General features: G+C 56.9%; 15 protein-coding genes and 2 rRNA genes. 14 read left to right on the top strand and 3 right to left on the bottom strand.

Going from position 1 to position 17,089, the window contains the following annotated elements:
* The 6 genes from ACSEXS_RS10200 to pulA all read left to right on the top strand — a co-directional run.
* Window positions 1-226 (top strand): 23S ribosomal RNA (locus ACSEXS_RS10200); the annotation flags it as partial.
* Between the two features lie 149 nt (window positions 227-375).
* A 5S ribosomal RNA gene (gene rrf, locus ACSEXS_RS10195) occupies window positions 376-492 on the top strand.
* 469 nt (window positions 493-961) lie between these two features.
* Window positions 962-1,612, top strand: a complete 651-nt coding sequence (locus ACSEXS_RS10190; protein ID WP_438433045.1) for an ATP-binding cassette domain-containing protein — start codon at window positions 962-964, stop codon at window positions 1,610-1,612.
* A gap of 10 nt (window positions 1,613-1,622) precedes the next feature.
* On the top strand, window positions 1,623-2,768 hold the full coding sequence (locus tag ACSEXS_RS10185) for an ABC transporter permease (RefSeq protein WP_438433044.1): 1,146 nt from the start codon (window positions 1,623-1,625) through the stop codon (window positions 2,766-2,768).
* 98 nt (window positions 2,769-2,866) lie between these two features.
* A complete protein-coding gene (locus ACSEXS_RS10180) occupies window positions 2,867-3,073 on the top strand; it encodes a DUF2188 domain-containing protein (protein WP_438433043.1) in 207 nt (68 codons plus the stop codon).
* Between the two features lie 281 nt (window positions 3,074-3,354).
* Window positions 3,355-5,304, top strand: coding sequence for a type I pullulanase (gene pulA / locus ACSEXS_RS10175; protein WP_438433042.1), 1,950 nt, complete (start codon window positions 3,355-3,357; stop codon window positions 5,302-5,304).
* Window positions 5,305-5,307: 3 nt separating this feature from the next.
* Here pulA and ACSEXS_RS10170 read toward each other — a convergent pair whose 3' ends face one another.
* Window positions 5,308-6,240: a LysR family transcriptional regulator gene (locus ACSEXS_RS10170; RefSeq protein ID WP_438433041.1), complete on the bottom strand. Its 933-nt coding sequence runs from the start codon at window positions 6,238-6,240 to the stop codon at window positions 5,308-5,310.
* 212 nt (window positions 6,241-6,452) lie between these two features.
* On the opposite strand from ACSEXS_RS10170, the gene leuC reads away from it, so the two are divergent.
* The 8 genes from leuC to ACSEXS_RS10130 all read left to right on the top strand — a co-directional run bounded on the left by leuC (window position 6,453) and on the right by ACSEXS_RS10130 (window position 14,770).
* A complete protein-coding gene (gene leuC, locus ACSEXS_RS10165) occupies window positions 6,453-7,853 on the top strand; it encodes a 3-isopropylmalate dehydratase large subunit (RefSeq protein ID WP_438433040.1) in 1,401 nt (466 codons plus the stop codon).
* A gap of 15 nt (window positions 7,854-7,868) precedes the next feature.
* Window positions 7,869-8,456: a 3-isopropylmalate dehydratase small subunit gene (gene leuD / locus ACSEXS_RS10160; protein ID WP_438433039.1), complete on the top strand. Its 588-nt coding sequence runs from the start codon at window positions 7,869-7,871 to the stop codon at window positions 8,454-8,456.
* Between the two features lie 183 nt (window positions 8,457-8,639).
* Window positions 8,640-9,416: a helix-turn-helix domain-containing protein gene (locus tag ACSEXS_RS10155; protein WP_438433038.1), complete on the top strand. Its 777-nt coding sequence runs from the start codon at window positions 8,640-8,642 to the stop codon at window positions 9,414-9,416.
* A gap of 171 nt (window positions 9,417-9,587) precedes the next feature.
* A complete protein-coding gene (locus ACSEXS_RS10150; protein ID WP_438433037.1) occupies window positions 9,588-11,141 on the top strand; it encodes an N-acetylmuramoyl-L-alanine amidase family protein in 1,554 nt (517 codons plus the stop codon).
* Between the two features lie 16 nt (window positions 11,142-11,157).
* Window positions 11,158-11,709 (top strand): GerMN domain-containing protein, encoded by a 552-nt coding sequence (locus ACSEXS_RS10145; RefSeq protein WP_438433036.1) that lies wholly within the window; start codon window positions 11,158-11,160, stop codon window positions 11,707-11,709.
* A 34-nt stretch (window positions 11,710-11,743) separates the two neighbouring features.
* The gene (locus tag ACSEXS_RS10140; protein ID WP_438433035.1) at window positions 11,744-13,567 is read left to right on the top strand and encodes an S-layer homology domain-containing protein; all 1,824 of its coding nucleotides are present in this window, start codon (window positions 11,744-11,746) and stop codon (window positions 13,565-13,567) included.
* Between the two features lie 196 nt (window positions 13,568-13,763).
* A complete protein-coding gene (nth, locus tag ACSEXS_RS10135; protein ID WP_438433034.1) occupies window positions 13,764-14,447 on the top strand; it encodes an endonuclease III in 684 nt (227 codons plus the stop codon).
* Window positions 14,448-14,488: 41 nt separating this feature from the next.
* On the top strand, window positions 14,489-14,770 hold the full coding sequence (locus ACSEXS_RS10130) for an NAD/NADP transhydrogenase alpha subunit (protein ID WP_438433033.1): 282 nt from the start codon (window positions 14,489-14,491) through the stop codon (window positions 14,768-14,770).
* A gap of 156 nt (window positions 14,771-14,926) precedes the next feature.
* On the opposite strand, the gene ACSEXS_RS10125 is transcribed toward ACSEXS_RS10130, so the two are convergent.
* On the bottom strand, window positions 14,927-16,546 hold the full coding sequence (locus ACSEXS_RS10125; RefSeq protein WP_438433032.1) for an MDR family MFS transporter: 1,620 nt from the start codon (window positions 16,544-16,546) through the stop codon (window positions 14,927-14,929).
* A 26-nt stretch (window positions 16,547-16,572) separates the two neighbouring features.
* Window positions 16,573-17,001 (bottom strand): MarR family winged helix-turn-helix transcriptional regulator, encoded by a 429-nt coding sequence (locus ACSEXS_RS10120; protein WP_438433031.1) that lies wholly within the window; start codon window positions 16,999-17,001, stop codon window positions 16,573-16,575.
* Window positions 17,002-17,089 lie beyond the last annotated feature (88 nt).

Here is a 17,089-nt window from a genome sequence, read left to right as displayed (position 1 = left end):
CCGGGATGGACGTACCGCTGGTGTACCAGTTGTTCCGCCAGGAGCATCGCTGGGTAGCCAAGTACGGACGGGATAAGCGCTGAAAGCATCTAAGCGTGAAGCCCCCCTCAAGATGAGATTTCCCAATTCGTAAGACCCCTGGAAGACGACCAGGTTGATAGGTCCGAGGTGGAAGTGCGGCAACGCATGCAGCTGACGGATACTAATCGGTCGAGGGCTTATCCAATAGACACACCGGTAACAACATGTTCCACCGCGTTTGACTTCGCATCCGGTTTTCAAGGAATAAACTCCTTGAGTTGGCTCCTTCATTGGGGCCCCCGAAAAGTAATCGGAGTTCGCTTCAAAGCGACACTTCACTTTTTGGGGATACAGTTTGGTGATAATGGCGGAGGGGAACCACGCGTTCCCATCTCGAACACGACCGTTAAGCCCTCCAGCGCCGATGGTACTTGGACCGCAGGGTCCCGGGAGAGTAGGACGTCGCCAAGCACAATGAACCTCGCATCTTTCGATGCGGGGTTTTTTGTTGTTTGATTTTCGATAGGGTGCTCCCAGAAAGGTATTTAAAAGGAGAATACTAGAGAATGCACATAATATGGTACTTGACAAGGAAGTAAGTAATAGAGACATCGTTGATAAACAGGCTATAATGATTAAAAATGTAAATAATGGGGACCTGCATTGAGCCTGGGTATTCTCACTCACAAGACTCTGCGGAAACGATAGCGGGTAATGGCAAGGGATTCGCCGAACAGCACAACGTGGAATGCGGTAACGAAAACTGCCGGACCTGCGAGCTACGCTTTTTCTGCGGCGGCGGCTGCCGGGCCTGTTCGCTGTCCGAGGGAGATATTCACGCTTTGGATCCTTACTGTGAGTTCTATAAGCACAGCCTCTTGGAGTATATGTCTCAATTGAAGCTGTAAATCCGGGGCGTTCGCCCTCTCGTGGAGGACTTATGAATCTGACGGTAAACCATATCGGGAAATCGTACCGCAAAAATAAAAAATGGGTTCCGGCGCTTCACGATTTTTCTTATCGGTTCGAGAGCGGAAAAATCTATGTCGTCAAGGGCGAATCCGGACGGGGAAAGACAACGCTTCTAACGATTCTGGCCTTGCTCCAAGATCCCACGGAAGGCGAGTTGTTCTTTGATGAGCGGAATGTCCTCGCTTTGGGCTCCGAGGAGAAATGCGCGATTCGCCGCGACCAAATCGGGATCGTGTTCCAGGATTGCAATCTGTTCAGCGGCCTGAGTGTGCTGGAGAATGTCCTGTTGATCGACCGAATTCAGCCGGGGCGAAATTTTCCGGAGGCCGAACGCAAGGCGGCGGAGCTGTTGAAATGGGTCGGGCTGGAGCATCGCGCCGCTCATTTCCCGCATGAGCTGTCGGGAGGAGAACAGCAGCGGGTTGGCGTCGCCCGAGCGATCATGAAGGACCCGGACGTGCTGATCTGCGACGAGCCGGTGTCCAATCTCGACGATGAGAACGCGGAGAAAATCGCCAGAATGATTTGCGAATTCGGCAAAGAGAAACAGAAACTGGTCATCGTGTCGGCCCATGGGTCTCAATTTGACCAAGCGGCGGATGAAACGGTGCGTCTATAGGAGGAAACGGATGATCCGGACGATCTTCTATCAAATCTATTTTCAACGAAAGCGGGAGCTCGCCTTTTTCTTTATTGTTTTCTCGCTGATCCTGCTCTACCTCGGGTTTCAAACCATGGAAATCGACAAGAAGTTCAAGCAGATGTCCACGCCCGATCTGGCCATTGCGGGCCAATCCGATTCCGACGGGGTCATCCGGTTCCGCTTTTATAAGCAGCTCCCCGGTCTCGAGGCCGACCTCAAACAAAATCTGCCCACGCAGGTCCAAACCTACGGGGTCGTCATGCGCAATATCCTGTCCACCCAAAATGTTAAGACGCTTGAGAAGGTCGAGTATTCGGTCATCGGGGTGCAGCCCGGCTTTTTTTCGAGCCAGTTGGCTCATTCGTTAAAGGAAGGAACGCTGCCCGCCGCCGGGAAGAAGGAAGCGGTCCTGGGTGCTTTCGCGGCGCGTTATTATCAGGTTAAGGTCGGCGACCGGCTGCCGCCGATGGTTACTCTTCGAGAGGATTTGGACGAATCCGTGACCGCCGATTTCACAGTAAGCGGCATTCTGAACGATGATGTGACCTATTTCCGGGGAGCCGTCATCGTCTCCCGCGATCTCTTTCCGGCACAGACCGATAACGCCGTGATCGCTTATTTTAAGGGACATACCGATATTTCCCGGATCGGGACGGCTCTGGAAAGCCTGATCAGCCGCTTTCCGGTCGGTTCGGTACAAAGCTTTTATGAGACGAAGAGAGAGACTCAGCGCAGCGCGATTCTCCATATGGCCGTGATCGGAGCCGGGGCGCTTCTGATGGCATGGCTGCTGATCACCACCTTCATGAAGGGGATGACCCGCAAAATCGGATTAATGAAAGCGCTGGGCGTTCCGAACCGGGTGCTGCGAAAGATTAACCTGCTTGGCTTCGGCAGCCTGATCGCCGCCTGCTTCTTGACAGGCTTAGCCGGAACGTACGCAGTGAAATGGAGCTTCGACCGCTCCATGAGCCGCGTCTATGGCTTTTCCGTCGAATACTACCGCATGAACGGCCTGACGATTCTATCCTTGCTTCTTATGGCTTGCCTGTTATTCGTGATTCTATTTGGAATGATTCATTTCAAAGGTTCCCGCATCTCCCCGAGAAGCTCTATGCTGGATTCTCATTGAAGATGGCTTGAAAGCGAGAGTGGCATTGTAGCAAACCCCTGAGTACCTGCCGTTCAAATGGGGTAAGCATAGGTAAACCCAAACGGGAGGGACAACCGATGCCTTGGACCAAAGACGACTATCCCGATTCCTTGAAAAACTTCATGGCGCCCGTTCGCAACAAGGCTGTTGAAATCGCCAACGCTTTGTTGGAGGATGGCTATGAAGAGGGCCGGGCCATCTCCATCGCCACGGCGCAAGCCAAGGAATGGGGAGAACACCATCACAAGCAAATTCATAAAAAGCGCCGTTCCGGCTCGAAATGAAGGCAGAACAGCGATCCGGCGACAAACAGGCATTCCTTGCGGATGCCTGTTTGTGTTGAACCGATGGATTTGATCCTCCTCCAGAGGCGGCGAAGGGTGTGGTAAGGCGTGAAAAAGGTGCATACGCTGGCAGGGAAACGGAATGCTCTCCTTCAAACTTGCACAAACTGACAGGATTCGTTTATCTTAGAGATACTTCTACCCGGGTTGCCTGGGAGAAGCCGCAATCGGAAGCAGGAGAAGCGGGTAGACATTATCCATCAAGGGGCGAAGAGAAGCGAATGGCGGTTCAACGGGAACTTGATTTTACCATTGATTATGGAGATCCGGCCGTAACGGGCGGATTATCTGTATTTTCACCGGATTTTGACCGGGCCTTTTCCTATATGGGCGACGACTTGGGGATGCGTTGGACGGATCAAGCCACGGCATTCCGGCTCTGGGCGCCGACAGCCTCGGAAGCGCAGGTGGCGCTCTATGCCGAAGCGGAAGGCGGAGAAGCGCGGCTCTATCCGATGCAGCGCGGAGTAGCAGGAACTTGGTTCGTTGAAGTTCGAGGCGACCTGAAAGGGCTTTATTACACGTACCGGGTTAAAGTCGGGAACGCTTGGAATGAAGCGGCCGACCCTTATGCAAAGGCTGTGGGCATTAACGGGGACCGCGGTGCCATCCTTGATCTGAACGAGACCAACCCCGAGCGCTGGTCGGAGCGGATGTCTCCCTTTTCGGCTGCGGTCGACGCCGTGATTTATGAGCTGCATGTCCGCGATCTGTCCAGCCATCCCAATAGCGGAATCGTCCATCGGGGGCAATTCCTGGGCGTGTGCGAGGCCGGAGTGCGCGGACCGGAAGGAATCTTGAGCGGATTGGACCACATAGGCAGTCTGGGCGTGACGCATGTCCAATTCCTGCCGCTCGCCGACTACAGCACCTTGAGCGTGGACGAGAAAAACCCGGAGCAGCAATACAATTGGGGCTACGATCCCAAGAACTACAATGTACCGGAGGGTTCGTATGCCAGCAATCCCTACGACCCCGCTTGCCGCATCCGCGAGATGAAGCAGATGGTGCAGACGCTGCACGACCGGGGCCTACGGGTGATCATGGATGTGGTGTACAACCACGTTTACGACGGATACCGCATTCATTTTACCAAGTTGGTCCCTGGCTACTACTTCCGCTATCGGGCGGACGGCACGCTGTCGGACGGGGCCTTTTGCGGCAACGAAGTCGCCTCGGAGCGCTTCATGGTGCGTAAATATATCGTGGAATCCGTGTTGCATTGGGCGAAGGAGTATAAAGTCGACGGCTTCCGGTTCGACCTCATGGGCCTGATCGATGTGGAGACGATGCTGGAGATCCGCCGCAGGCTGGACGAAATCGATCCGTCCATTTTGGTGATCGGCGAAGGCTGGCATATGGATTGCGGCCTTCCGGACGAGGAGCGGTCCTCGCAGCGAAACGTCGGGCGTCTGCAGCGAATCGGCTTGTTCAACGATCATCTCCGCAATGCCGTCAAGGGAAGCCATTATGAGCGCTTGGAGCATGGCTTCGTGGATGGCGGCCTGCATCTGGAGCAAGCGGTACGCGCAGGCGTAGCCGGGGCGATTTGGTACAGCGACAGCCTGCAGACCTTTGCGATGGAGCCGGACCAATGCGTCAATTACGTGGAATGCCATGACAACTACACGCTGTGGGATAAGCTGGAGGCGACCAACGGGTTCCAGGAGCCGGATATCGACGCCATGCACCGGTTGGCCTCCGGCATCGTGATGACGAGTCAAGGGATCGCCTTCATTCAGGCGGGTCAGGAATTCATGCGCACCAAGAACGGCGTCGAGAACAGCTATAACTCCCTCGACCCGATCAACCGGCTGGATTGGGAACGGTGCGCGGAACGTCAGGCCGACGTCGATTATATGCGCCGCCTGATCGCTCTGCGCCGGTCCCATCCGGCGTTCCGGCTGAGGACGGCGGAAGCCATCCGCCGCCACCTGGTATTCGAGGAATCGCCGGAAGGCTGCGTGGCCTTCACCCTCCGCGAGCATGCGGGAGGGGATCCGTCCCGCCATCTTTACGTGGCGTACCACGCCCGTAAAACTGCCGCGGAGCTGGAGCTTCCTCCTATAGGCGAGTGGAAGCCGCTCTTCGCCGAGGGCTCCGTCCGGTGCGAAGGAAATCGCCTGATCCTCAGCGGCCTCGGTATGGCGGTCCTGGAGATCACCGACTAGCGTTTAAGAAGGGCTTCCCGCCTTGTCAACCAGCGGGAAGCCCTCTTTGGCAAGCGCGGCCAGCGTGACGTCGATAAAAGCCTGTACGGCTTGGGAGCGGTAGCGGCCCTTGCGGTAAGCCAGCACGAGCGTGCGGTTCGGGCGGCCCTTGAGCGGCAGGTAGGCAGGCGTATAGGGAATGGACGGGTCGCGGGCGATCATGGCCGGGATGAACGCAATGCCCATGCCGGTGGCGACCAGCGACTGAACCGTCTCGATGTTGCTGCTTTCGAAGACGATGTTCGGCTCGAAGCCGGCGTTGTGGCATAGCTCGAGGCTGATCTTCCGGAAGGCTTGACCCATCTTCAGCAGAATGAACGGCTCGTCCTTAAGCTCGGCGATATCGACGGGCTCGCGGCCCGGCCGATTGGCGAGCGGATGGGCGTGGGGGACGGCCAGCCACAGCTCCTCGCGGATCAGCGGGGTATAATCGAGCGTGGGCTCTTCGACGGGCAGGGTCAGGATGGCGATATCGGTCTGTCCGCTGGAGGTGAACTTCTCCACCCGGGCGGTGTTGTCTTCCGCCAGCGTCAGCTCGATGCCGGGATAGCTCTTGCGGAAGACGGGCAGCACGAGCGGAAGAATGTGCGCGCCGGTAATGGGAAGGCTGCCGATGGTGAGGCGGCCTTTTTTCATCTGCGAGATGTCTTCCATCTCCCGCGCCAGCTGGTTGACCTGATCGAGGATGGATTGCGCCTTTTCCACGAACACCTCTCCCGCATGGGTCAACTCCACCGAGTTGGTGCTGCGCTGGAACAAGAGCACGCCGATTTCCTTTTCCAGCTTGGACAGCTGCTGGCTGAGCGAGGGCTGGGCGATATGAAGCTTTTCCGCAGCCCGGGAAAAGTTCTTCTCGGCGGCGATGCGAACGGCATAATTCAATTGGCGAAATTCCATAGAGTCAGCTCCTGTCTTCCGATCTTCGAACCGGCTTCATCCACTGGGGCAAGACCCGCAGCGGTTCCCTCAGCCAGTTGGCGTTCATTGTCTTTTATCCTATAGGTATTTGTTATTAAGTCAATAGCTTTTATATCTTAGCCGGATAGAGAGAGAGGTGATAAGATAATCCCAAGACAAGTGGAACGTACAATTCACATGAGGTGAAGGCAATGGCCAAGACACTGTATGAGAAAATTTGGGACTCCCACGCGATTTATCAGGAGGGTCCGCAAGCGATCCTGTATATCGACCTGCAACTGGTTCATGAAGTAACTTCTCCGCAAGCCTTCGAAGGGCTTCGGCTCACGGGGCGGAAGGTGCGCCGGCCGGACTTGACCTTCGCGACGGTGGATCACAATATTCCGACCAAGGACCGCTTCAACATCGCCGACCCGATCTCCCGTCAGCAGATCGAGACGCTGGAACGCAACTGCAAGGACTTCGGCGTTACCCTGTACGGACTGGACAGCCTCGATCAGGGCGTCGTTCATGTAATGGGACCGGAGCAGGGCTTGACCACCCCCGGGAAGACGATCGTTTGCGGCGACAGCCATACGGCCACGCACGGCGCCTTCGGCGCTCTGGCCTTTGGCATCGGCACGAGCGAGGTGGAGCATGTCCTGGCCACCCAATGCCTGCAGCAAGCCAAGTCGAAGACGATGGAGGTCCGGGTGCTCGGCAAGCGCCGGCCGGGCGTTACGGCCAAGGACTTGATCCTCGGCATCATCGCGAAGTACGGCACCGATTTCGGTACGGGTTATGTCATGGAATACACCGGCGACGCCATCCGCGGCCTGTCGATGGAAGAGCGAATGACGGTCTGCAACATGTCGATCGAAGCGGGCGCTCGCGCCGGCCTGATCGCCCCGGATGAGACCACCTTCTCGTACCTGCGCGGCCGGCGCTTCGCTCCTCAGGGCGAGGCGTTTGACCAAGCGGTTGAGAGCTGGAAGCAGCTCGTATCCGATCCGGGAGCCGTCTACGATAAAGTCATCGAATTCGACGCCGATTCGCTGGTGCCGCAGGTCACCTGGGGAACCAGCCCCGGCATGGGAACGGGCATCACGGAGGCGGTACCCGATCCGGCCGGCTTCGCTACGGAAAACGAGCGCAAGGCGGCGGAAAAGGCGCTCGAATACATGGGCCTGACGCCGGGAACGCGGATGTCGGAGCTCGCCGTCGACGTCGTGTTCATCGGCTCCTGCACCAATGGGCGGATCGAGGATCTGCGGGCCGCTGCGGCGGTAGCCAAAGGCTATAAGGTAAAGCCGGAGGTTCAGGCCATCGTGGTTCCGGGCTCGGGCCGCGTCAAGCTTCAGGCGGAGGAAGAGGGGCTGGACAAAATCTTCACGGAAGCCGGCTTTGAATGGCGCGATGCGGGCTGCAGCATGTGCCTCGCGATGAATCCGGACGTGCTGACGCCGGGACAGCGCTGCGCTTCCACCTCGAACCGCAACTTCGAGGGGCGGCAGGGCCGGGGCGGACGGACTCACCTGGTGTCGCCGGAAATGGCGGCGGCAGCGGCGATCTCGGGGCATTTTACCGACGTTCGCGAATGGCAGTTCCAATAAGGAAGGGGAAACCACATGGAAGCTTTCAAACGCCATACCGGACTCGTCGTTCCGGTGGACCGGGTGAATATTGATACGGATGCCATTATTCCCAAGCAGTTCCTCAAGCGCATCGAGCGGACCGGCTTCGGCCAGTTCCTGTTCTTCGAATGGCGCTGGGACGAGGCGGGCAAGGTCATCGAGTCGTTTACGCTCAACCAGCCGCGCTACCAGGGGGCATCGGTCCTGCTGGCGCGCGCCAACTTCGGCTGCGGTTCGTCCCGCGAGCATGCGCCCTGGGCCATTCAGGATTACGGATTTAAAGTGGTCATTGCCCCGTCCTTCGCGGATATTTTCTACAACAACTGCTTCAAGAACGGCATTCTGCCAATCCGTCTGTCCGAGGAGCAGGTGGAAGAGCTGTTCCAGCGCACGGAAAAAGAGCCGGGTTACGAGCTGACTGTGGATCTCGAGGGGAAAACGATCTCCGATTCCCACGGCCTGGTCATTCCGTTCGAGCTCGACGAGCATCGCCGCCAGTTCCTGCTGCTCGGCCTTGACGAGATCGGGCTGACGCTCCAACACGAAGACGCCATTGCGGCTTATGAAGCCGCTCACCGCTAATTCGACTGTGAGCCCTCTGGCATCCCCGCCACCATCCCGCGAAACCGGGACGGTGGTTTTTTTGTCCAACCCCGGGTTGGATCAAGCCGCATATTCAACAACCAACACGTTATTGCCGAAGAACCGGAAGCTAAGCTACTCTAAGGGAGCGGCCGCAATCACAGGATCGGGGGAATCGGTATCATGGCGGAGATCAAGATTCACGAGCAGATCGCCTTTCTGCGCAAGCAAAAGGGGGTTACCCAAGAGGAGCTGGCGAAGGCGCTTGGCGTAACCAATCAAGCCGTCTCCAAGTGGGAGTCGGCGGTTTGCTGCCCGGATGTGCAGCTGCTTCCCGAAATCGCCGCGTTTTTTGGCGTGACGGTCGACGCTCTGTTGGGCTGCTCGCAGACGGGGACGTTCGGCCAGCTTTATCTGCAGGTGAAGGACCGGATGGCCGCGACACCGGCCAACGAAGTGTTTCGCATCGCTTACCGGATGGCCATGCTGCTTCACGAAGGAGCCGCCAGCCGGGGGTACAAAGGCTACATCCCCTGGAAGACGGAGAACCATGCCGGTCTGGAAGAACCCGGGGCCACATGGGGATTGTCTATATGCTCCGAGCCGGAAGGGGTTACGGTTCATCAGGGAAGCACGGTTCTTCTGTCCGATCAGTCCCTGGCGAAACCCGTGACCGCCCATGAGGTGCGCAGGATCGCCGGCGCTTTGGAGCGCTTAGGAGAAAAGACGACCCTTACGGTCCTGTTCGAATTGCACGGCTTGACCCGGCTTGATTATGAACGGTATGTCCGCATGGACGAGTTGATCGCCGCTTGCAAGCTGTCCGAAGAAACGGTCTTGGCTGCCCTGGACCGGTTGCCGATTGATGCGAGAGACATGGAAGACGGCTCCGTTCAATACCGGCTCGAAGGCTCCTTCATGCATGTGCCGGTTATCCTGCAGTTGCTAAAGGACATGTAAAAGGACAACAAGCCCCCTTGGCGAGGGGCTTGTTTTTTTGTTGATCCGGTAGGAATGAGTGGGGGCGGTGTCGAATTGCAGAGGGAGGGGAACCCGCCGCGGATTCGCAACTTTCTTCCAAATCCTGCGTCTATTCTTGTGTGCCCCAATCCCAATCCTTCGAGGTGGAAGATGAAAAAGCTCGTTTGCTGCCTGCTCCCCTTGCTCCTGGTCTTCTTCATGCTGCCGCAAATGTCGCATGCCGCCGCAACCGGAAGCGTTTCACTCGTCCTGAACGGCCAGACCTTGAATTCGGACGTTCCCGCCCAAAAGGTCGGCGGTTATGTGATGGTGCCGCTGCGGCTCATCTCCCAAAACTTCGGAGCGAACGTCGTTTATCAAGGCACCGACCAAAAGGTCACGGTCAAGAAGGAAGGAAAACGCATCGAGCTGTTCATCGGCAAGAAAACGGCGTATGTCGATTCGGCGCCGGTTAAGCTGGATGCCGCCCCTATCCTTATATCGGGACGGGCGCTCGTGCCGATCCGTTTTGTGGCAAGCGGCATGGGGATCGACGTCCAATGGCTCAACAAGAGCCAGACGGTGGTCCTGACGTCGCCGTCCGGAACCGCGCCTGCCGCGACGCCGTCGCCCAGTGCGAAACCGACGCCAGGCGTTACGGTGACGCCCAGCCCTACACCCGCATCGACGCCGACTCCGAGCGCGACTCCGTCGCCCAGCGTGAAGCCGACCCCGAGCGTCACTCCGTCGCCCAGTGCGTCGCCCAGCCCAACGCCGGTTGTGGGTAGCCCGACCCCCGATCCGAACCTGTATGAACCGGGCACCAGTCCGATTCCGCCGCAAGCGAATTCAGAACCCGGCTATACTCGGTTGATGGGAGTCGAGGTCAATGACACGGGGCTGACCCTCTACGCGGATGGCCCGATCAAGCCGCAAACGAGTCGCCTCACGGCTCCGGATCGCCTGGTGATCGACGTTCCGGGCGTGACCTTCAGCGAGACGCTGACGCGTCCGCTCGCCGGCAGCGAAGGCTTGGTCGCCGTCAGTCACCCGCTCGTATCCAAGCTTCGTTACTCCAATTTCAACCCGGCTACTCATACGATTCGGGTGGTCGTCGACTTGAAAGCGAAGACGGGCTATACCATCGGCTTGAACGGCTCCGACGGAGCCTTCTCGCTGCAATTCTCGGACGGCAAGTACAAGATCGTCATCGATGCCGGCCACGGCGATCATGACCCGGGAGCGATCTCGGTCACCAAACGCAAGGAAAAGGACTTCAATCTGGCCATCGCGCTCAAGGTGAATGCGCTGCTCCAGCAGGTCAAGGGAGTAGATGTGTACATGACCCGCTCGGACGACACGTTTGTTGAGCTTGACGACCGAGCCAATTTCGCCAATAATCTGGGTGCGGACGCGTTCGTCTCCATTCACGGCAACACGTTCACGGCGGCGAGCCGCGGCACCGAAACCTATTACTGGAATTCGTACAGCAAAGACCTGGCCGATATGGTTCACAAGCACTTGCTGGCGGCTACCGGCTTCCCGGACCGCAAGGTGCAGAAGAACGACTACCGGGTCGTTAAGGCGACCAAGATGCCCGGCATTCTCGTGGAAGTAGGCTTCCTCAGCAACGTGATCGAAGAAGCGCTCATGTACACTCCGGAATTCCAGGACAAGGTCGCGGCGTCCATCGTGGACGGAATCAAAGAATATTTCCAACTTTAACGAAGGAGTGTGTTTCATGCGTATACGTTCCATCCTGACGGTTCTTCTTCTGGGCTCGATGCTAGCTGCTGCAGGGTGCGCCGCAAAAACGACCTCCGGCGCGGCCCCTACGGATACGGCCACCACTGCGCCGACCGAGGCAGTCTCTCCCTCGCCCTCTGCTGCTCCCACAGAAGCGGCAAAAGAAACGATTAAAATCTACTATGCCAACAACGACGGTTCCGAGCTTGTGGAGAAAACGGCTCAGATTGAGTCCGAGCCGACCGACGCGAAATATTTGAAGGCGCTCAAGCTTTTGACCGCCACGGACGACAGCAGCCTGTTTCCGCTGGCCAAAGGCCTCGATTTCAAAACCGCCGAGCTGAAGGACGGCACGCTGACGGTCGATTTGTCCATTCAGGATGAAGGCCGCCTGGGTTCGGGCGGAGAAGAGCTGCTCATGAACGCCCTTCAGAAAACCGTGTTCCAGTTCCCCGAAGTAACGGCGCTGGAGCTTCTGGTCGACGGCAAGCAAACGGACAGTCTGATGGGGCATGTCGGATTGGATCACCCCATCAAGAAGCAATAACGCAAGGAATGAGATGAGCTTAGGAGGAAGAGACATGAAGCGCACGATCCATTGGACGGCCAAAACAGCCTTGACTCTGGCTGTTTTGACCGGCTCCGTTATGCCGGCATCGGTCTTCGCCGATCCGGCGGCCATCGCGGCAAGCTGGAAGATCCAGGCTGCGAATACGTTCTCGGACGTGAAGAGTACATATTGGGGAGCGAAGGACATCGCCAAGCTGTCCATGCTGGGAGTGGTTCAGGGGTATAATGGAAGCTTTACCCCGGAAAAAGAAGTCTCTCACCAGGATTCGCTGGTCATGGCCATTCGGATGCTGGGTTATAACGAGGAAGCGCTGGAAAATAACCGGACCTCGCTTACTTTCACCTTTGGAGTGTCCGATTATGCAAAGGGCTATGTGAAAGCGGCCCTGGATCATCACCTGATCAGTCTGTCGGAAATTCCCGAGCAGGATTCGAAATGGGGCCCCTCCGCCGCCAGCCGGGAATGGGTCGCCCGCATCATCATCCGCATGGCGGACAAGGAGGCCGAAGCGACGGCGAAGATGCTGGCGCCGACCGCATTCAAGGACGGAGACTCGATTTCCGACGAGCTCGTCGGCTACGTCAACGAAGCGGTGGACCTCGGTATCGTCAACGGGTTTGAGGACGGCTCCTTCCGGCCGGCCGTAGCGGTAACCCGCTCACAGGCAGCAGCGATGCTGAACCGGACGTCTGCCTACTTGGACGTGAAGCCCGGCAACGCCGTCAGCGGCACCATCACGGCCATCGACTCGAAGGGACTCACGATCATGACCGACAGCGGTGCGGCCGTCCAAGCCGCCTTCACGAGTCAGTCGCTGATCTATAAGAACAGCTCCGCGATTGCCGCAACGGCCCTGAAAGCGGGCAATCTGGTCGAAGTGATCGCCTCGGGCTCGACCGCTTATTTCGTCGAATGGAAGAGCGATCAGGGTCCCGTCGTGTCGGGCGGCGACGGCACTGCGGTGTCGCTGAACGCGACCGATAAGACGCTCACGATGGTAACGAGTGCAGGCCAAGGAACTTATACCTTAACCGATACCGCCTACGAGGCCATCAAAGCCTTGGTCGGCGGCGACAAGATCCGCTATCAGCTCTACGGCACCAAAGTGGTCTCCGCTTCCATCGTTCCGGTGGTGAAGGGATCGATTGTAGAGATCGTGAAAACCGGAGAAGAGCCGTATATCCTCCTGAAAAAAGCGGATGGACAGCCCGCGACGTTCTTCCTGAAAAACGCACAGCCGACCGTAACCAGTCCGCTGAAACCCAACGCCTACCTGTCTGACCTGCTGAAGGGCGATCAGGTGGCAATCGAGCTGGACTCTGCCGGAAAGCCCGTCAGCATATCGATCGTCATCAGCTCCATGACGAATTATTATTTGGCTACTATCGTTAATTTCAGTAGCTCGCCTGCCCCGTTTCTAACCGTTGTTGTTAATGGCAAAGGACAAGTCTTCAAGCTGGACGAAAACTCCTCATGGGTCGATGCAAACGGGGTGGAAATGAAATACGGGACCGCTACGGCAAATGTATTCACGGTCATGTTGGGGCAAAGCGGGCGTGAACTAGATTTAGTCACGGCCGGCGACAAGCTGCTCAAAGTCAAAATGTCCTCCAAGTATACCGGGACGGTGACGACGGTCGATCTGAATACCGGTGCTTACAGCGTTAAGTTGGATGACGGTCAGATCCTCAACTTTACCTGGAAGGTCGGCGTGAAGGTGCTGGACCCGGCGTCGAAAGCGGTCAACTTCGATCAAGTTACCGTAGGCCGCAAGGTTACCTTGACCTATGAACAAAGCAACGATCAGGTTTCCCAAATTCAGTTGGTCAATTGACAAAATGCCTTCATTCCGAAGACCGGCCGCTCCTTTCGCCGGTCTTTTTTCATGGAAGAATAAGTTGGGAAACCTTGGTCGATGGTTCGAAAAATATTCGGATTTTCTTGGCGGGGGCCATTGATTATTGACTCCCGATTCGATAGACTGGAGTCTATTGAAGATTTACCGGTCGGCAAAGGAGGTACGGAAATCGTTGAATGAGAGGAAAATTCGCCGCATCCTCGACACCATGGGGGAGATGTTTCCCGAAGCGCATTGCGAGCTGAACCACAGCACGCCCTTTGAGCTTCTGGTGGCGGTGATGCTCTCGGCGCAGGCTACCGACGAATCCGTAAACCGGCTGACCCGCCACCTGTTCGAGAAATACACAAGCCCGCAAGACTACCTGGAAGTTCCGTTGTCCGAATTGGAGCAGGACCTTCGAACGATCGGCTTATTCCGCAACAAAGCCAAGAATTTGCAGAGCATGTGCCGAATCCTGATCGACGAATGGGAGGGGCAGGTTCCCGAAGCCCATGAGGCGCTGGTGACCCTACCCGGCGTCGGCCGCAAGACCGCCAATGTGGTGGTGTCGAACGCCTTCGGCGTACCGGCGTTTGCCGTGGACACCCACGTGGAACGGGTTAGCAAGCGGCTAGGGTTGGCCAAGCCGGAAGATTCTGTGCTGGAAGTGGAACGAAAGCTCAACCGGATCGTACCAAGAGAAGAGTGGACGCTGTCGCATCACCGCTTCATCTTCTTCGGCCGGTACCACTGCAAGGCGCAAAGCCCTCAGTGCGGAAGCTGCCCGCTGCTGGATCTCTGCCCGGAGGGCAAGCGGAGGATGAAGGCGCCGGCACGTATGAAAGCCGGAGCAAACAGGAAGAATGAGGGCTAAGACCAAACAAAGCAGATATTGATAAAAGGATGGGATCGTGGATGAAATGCATCGCCGTTTACACCAAAAACTTTGAACAATTCTCGGACATTTACGAGCAAGTGCTGAACACCCCGCTTGCCGATAATGAGGAAAAAGAAATCGAAGGCATTACGATCAGCGAATCCGGTCAGGTTCCCGAAAACTACTTGAGCCGGATGAAGGCCAAGCCGGAAGTGGTTGTCATGAAGGTGAAGGGCCAGCCGATTACCATTCTCCAGCATGGAGATGTATTCGAAATCCTCCTTCCGGAGGAAGAAGTCGAACACGCCGTTTTGCAGTAAAGGACGTTCTGCCCCAGGGCATCTACATAAGCCGAGTTCCGGACCGGGAACTCGGCTTGATTGATTAAAAAAGGGAGATTTCCTTCATTCAGCTCTAACGCTGAATGGGAATCTCCCTTTTTTCGTTGCGTGGTGATCCGTTTGGTACGTTGCCGATTAATCCAGAGCGACGCTCGGCTTAGCGGCGGTATCTTCGGTTTCCTCCGTCTTCGCGGCCGTCTGGTTCGTGGTGCGAAGCGGCAGCTCCTTCAGGAAGAAGACGAGAACGAAGGCGACGACCAGAACCAGCGTACCGGTCAGGAATACGCTGGACAGCGTATCGCCGAGTGCTTGGCGGATGCTTTTCACGACATCTAAGAAAATAGGCTTAATATCGGCGGACAGTGAATTTTCGAATTTATCGAGTTCTGGTTTGTTCATCAGCGTCTTCGGGTTGGCAAAGGGCAGGAAGCTCTTGGCCACAGCCGGATCGAGCTTCGCCAGCACGCCCGCCTTGGCCGTCAGCGCTTCTTTGAGGTGCTGGGCCAGGTTGTTGGACATAACCGTTCCCATGACCGCGATCCCGATCGTGCCGCCCAGGTTGCGGAAGAGCTGCAGCGAAGCGGTGACGACGCCGAGTTCTTTATGCGAGACGGCGTTCTGCGAGGCGATCGAGAAGACCGGCATGCCGATCCCGAGGCCCAAGCCGAAGACGATCATGCTGAGTACGGCCGTAGAGGTGTTGTTCATGACGACCATGATGCCCATACCGGCGATCATAATCGGAATCCCGATCAGAGCAAACCGTTTGTACTTGCCCTTGCGGGAGATCATTTGACCGGTCACGGCGCTCGCGACGACCATGACAATCGACATCGGCATCGTGACATAACCGGCGTAAGTGGCCGAGATGCCGAGTACGCCCTGCACGAAGAAGGACAGGTAGATCAAGGCGCCCATCATGCCGAAGTTCATAATGAACCCGATCAGGTTGGAAACGGTGACGACCCGGTTCTTAAACAGGGACAGCGGAAGAATCGGGTTCCTCGCGTACCTTTCCACCAGGATGAAAACCAGCGCCGAAACGAGCGCGCCGCCGAGCAGGCTGAGAATCTGCCAAGAGCCCCAGGCGTAATCCGTGCCCGCCCAAGAGAAGGCCAGCAGCAACGGAACGATGGTCGTCGTCAGGAAGAGCGAGCCGGCATAGTCGATGCTGATCGATTCGCCGCGTTTGACCTTGGGGAACAGAGCGACGATCAGGACGAAAGCGAGTACGCCGAGCGGCAGGAAGATCCAGAACAGCCAGTGCCAGTCGAGATGGTCGACGAGGTAGCCGCCGAGCGTCGGGCCGAGCACGCTGGAGAAGCCGAACACGGCGGTCAGCAGGCCCATCCATTTGCCGCGTTCGCGGGGAGGGAAGAGGTCGCCGACGGCGGTGAAGGCCGTCGATTGAATAATACCGGCACCTATGCCTTGAATCCCGCGGTAGGTGATGAACTGGAAGACATTATCGGAAGTCCCGGTCAGGAACGCGCCGACCATGAAGGTGAGTATCCCGACGAGCAGGAACGGCTTACGGCCGAACATATCGGAGAGCTTGCCGACGAGAACCGTGGCGATGGTGGACGTCAGCATGTAAATGTTGATGGTCCAGGTGTAGTAATCCATGCCGTCCAGAATCGAGATGATTCGGGGCATTGCCGTGCTGACGATCGTCTGGTTGACCGCAGCGAAGAGCATGGCGGCCATGATGGCGATCATAATCGTTAATTTACGCTTGGAAGACAGGTGTTCCATAGGTTGTATCTCCATCCATTCTATCTTTATTTTTTCTCTAATTCGGCGTTCAGGACATTGAAAATGCGGCGCAAATGCTCGATATCCTCCTCGGGAAGAACCTCAAAGCGGGATTCGATCGCCTCGCGCTGCGTTTCCAGAATCTCTTGAACGGTTTTCCTCCCCTTCTCCGACAACGTGATGGTAACCATACGGCGGTCGCTTCCATCGCGCTCTTTTTCCACATAGCCGTCGGCCAGGAGGTGGTCCGTGACCCCGGTGATGGCTGCCGATGACAAGGTCAGCGAACAAGCGAGCTGGGAAACGTTAAGCGGGCCGTTCTTAAACAGGGTAAAAAGCACTTTAAATTGCGTTTGGTTCAATGGAAAACCATGTTTGTTCCATTCTTGGCTGATTCCCTTCAAAAATGTTCGGAACATGGAAGACAGCTCCAGCAGGTTTTCACTTACGGTCAATCCGACACCTCCTTTCCGCGTATGGACGGACAGTTGGCCGCTGTCCAAATCGTTAACTTTTTAATGATTAACTTCTTAATCATTTAGC

This window comes from Gorillibacterium terrae (assembly GCF_051594785.1).
GTDB lineage: Bacteria > Bacillota > Bacilli > Paenibacillales > NBRC-103111 > Gorillibacterium.
The sequence above is the reverse complement of the archived record's forward strand: the minus strand, read 5'-3'. Positions and strand labels throughout refer to the sequence as shown.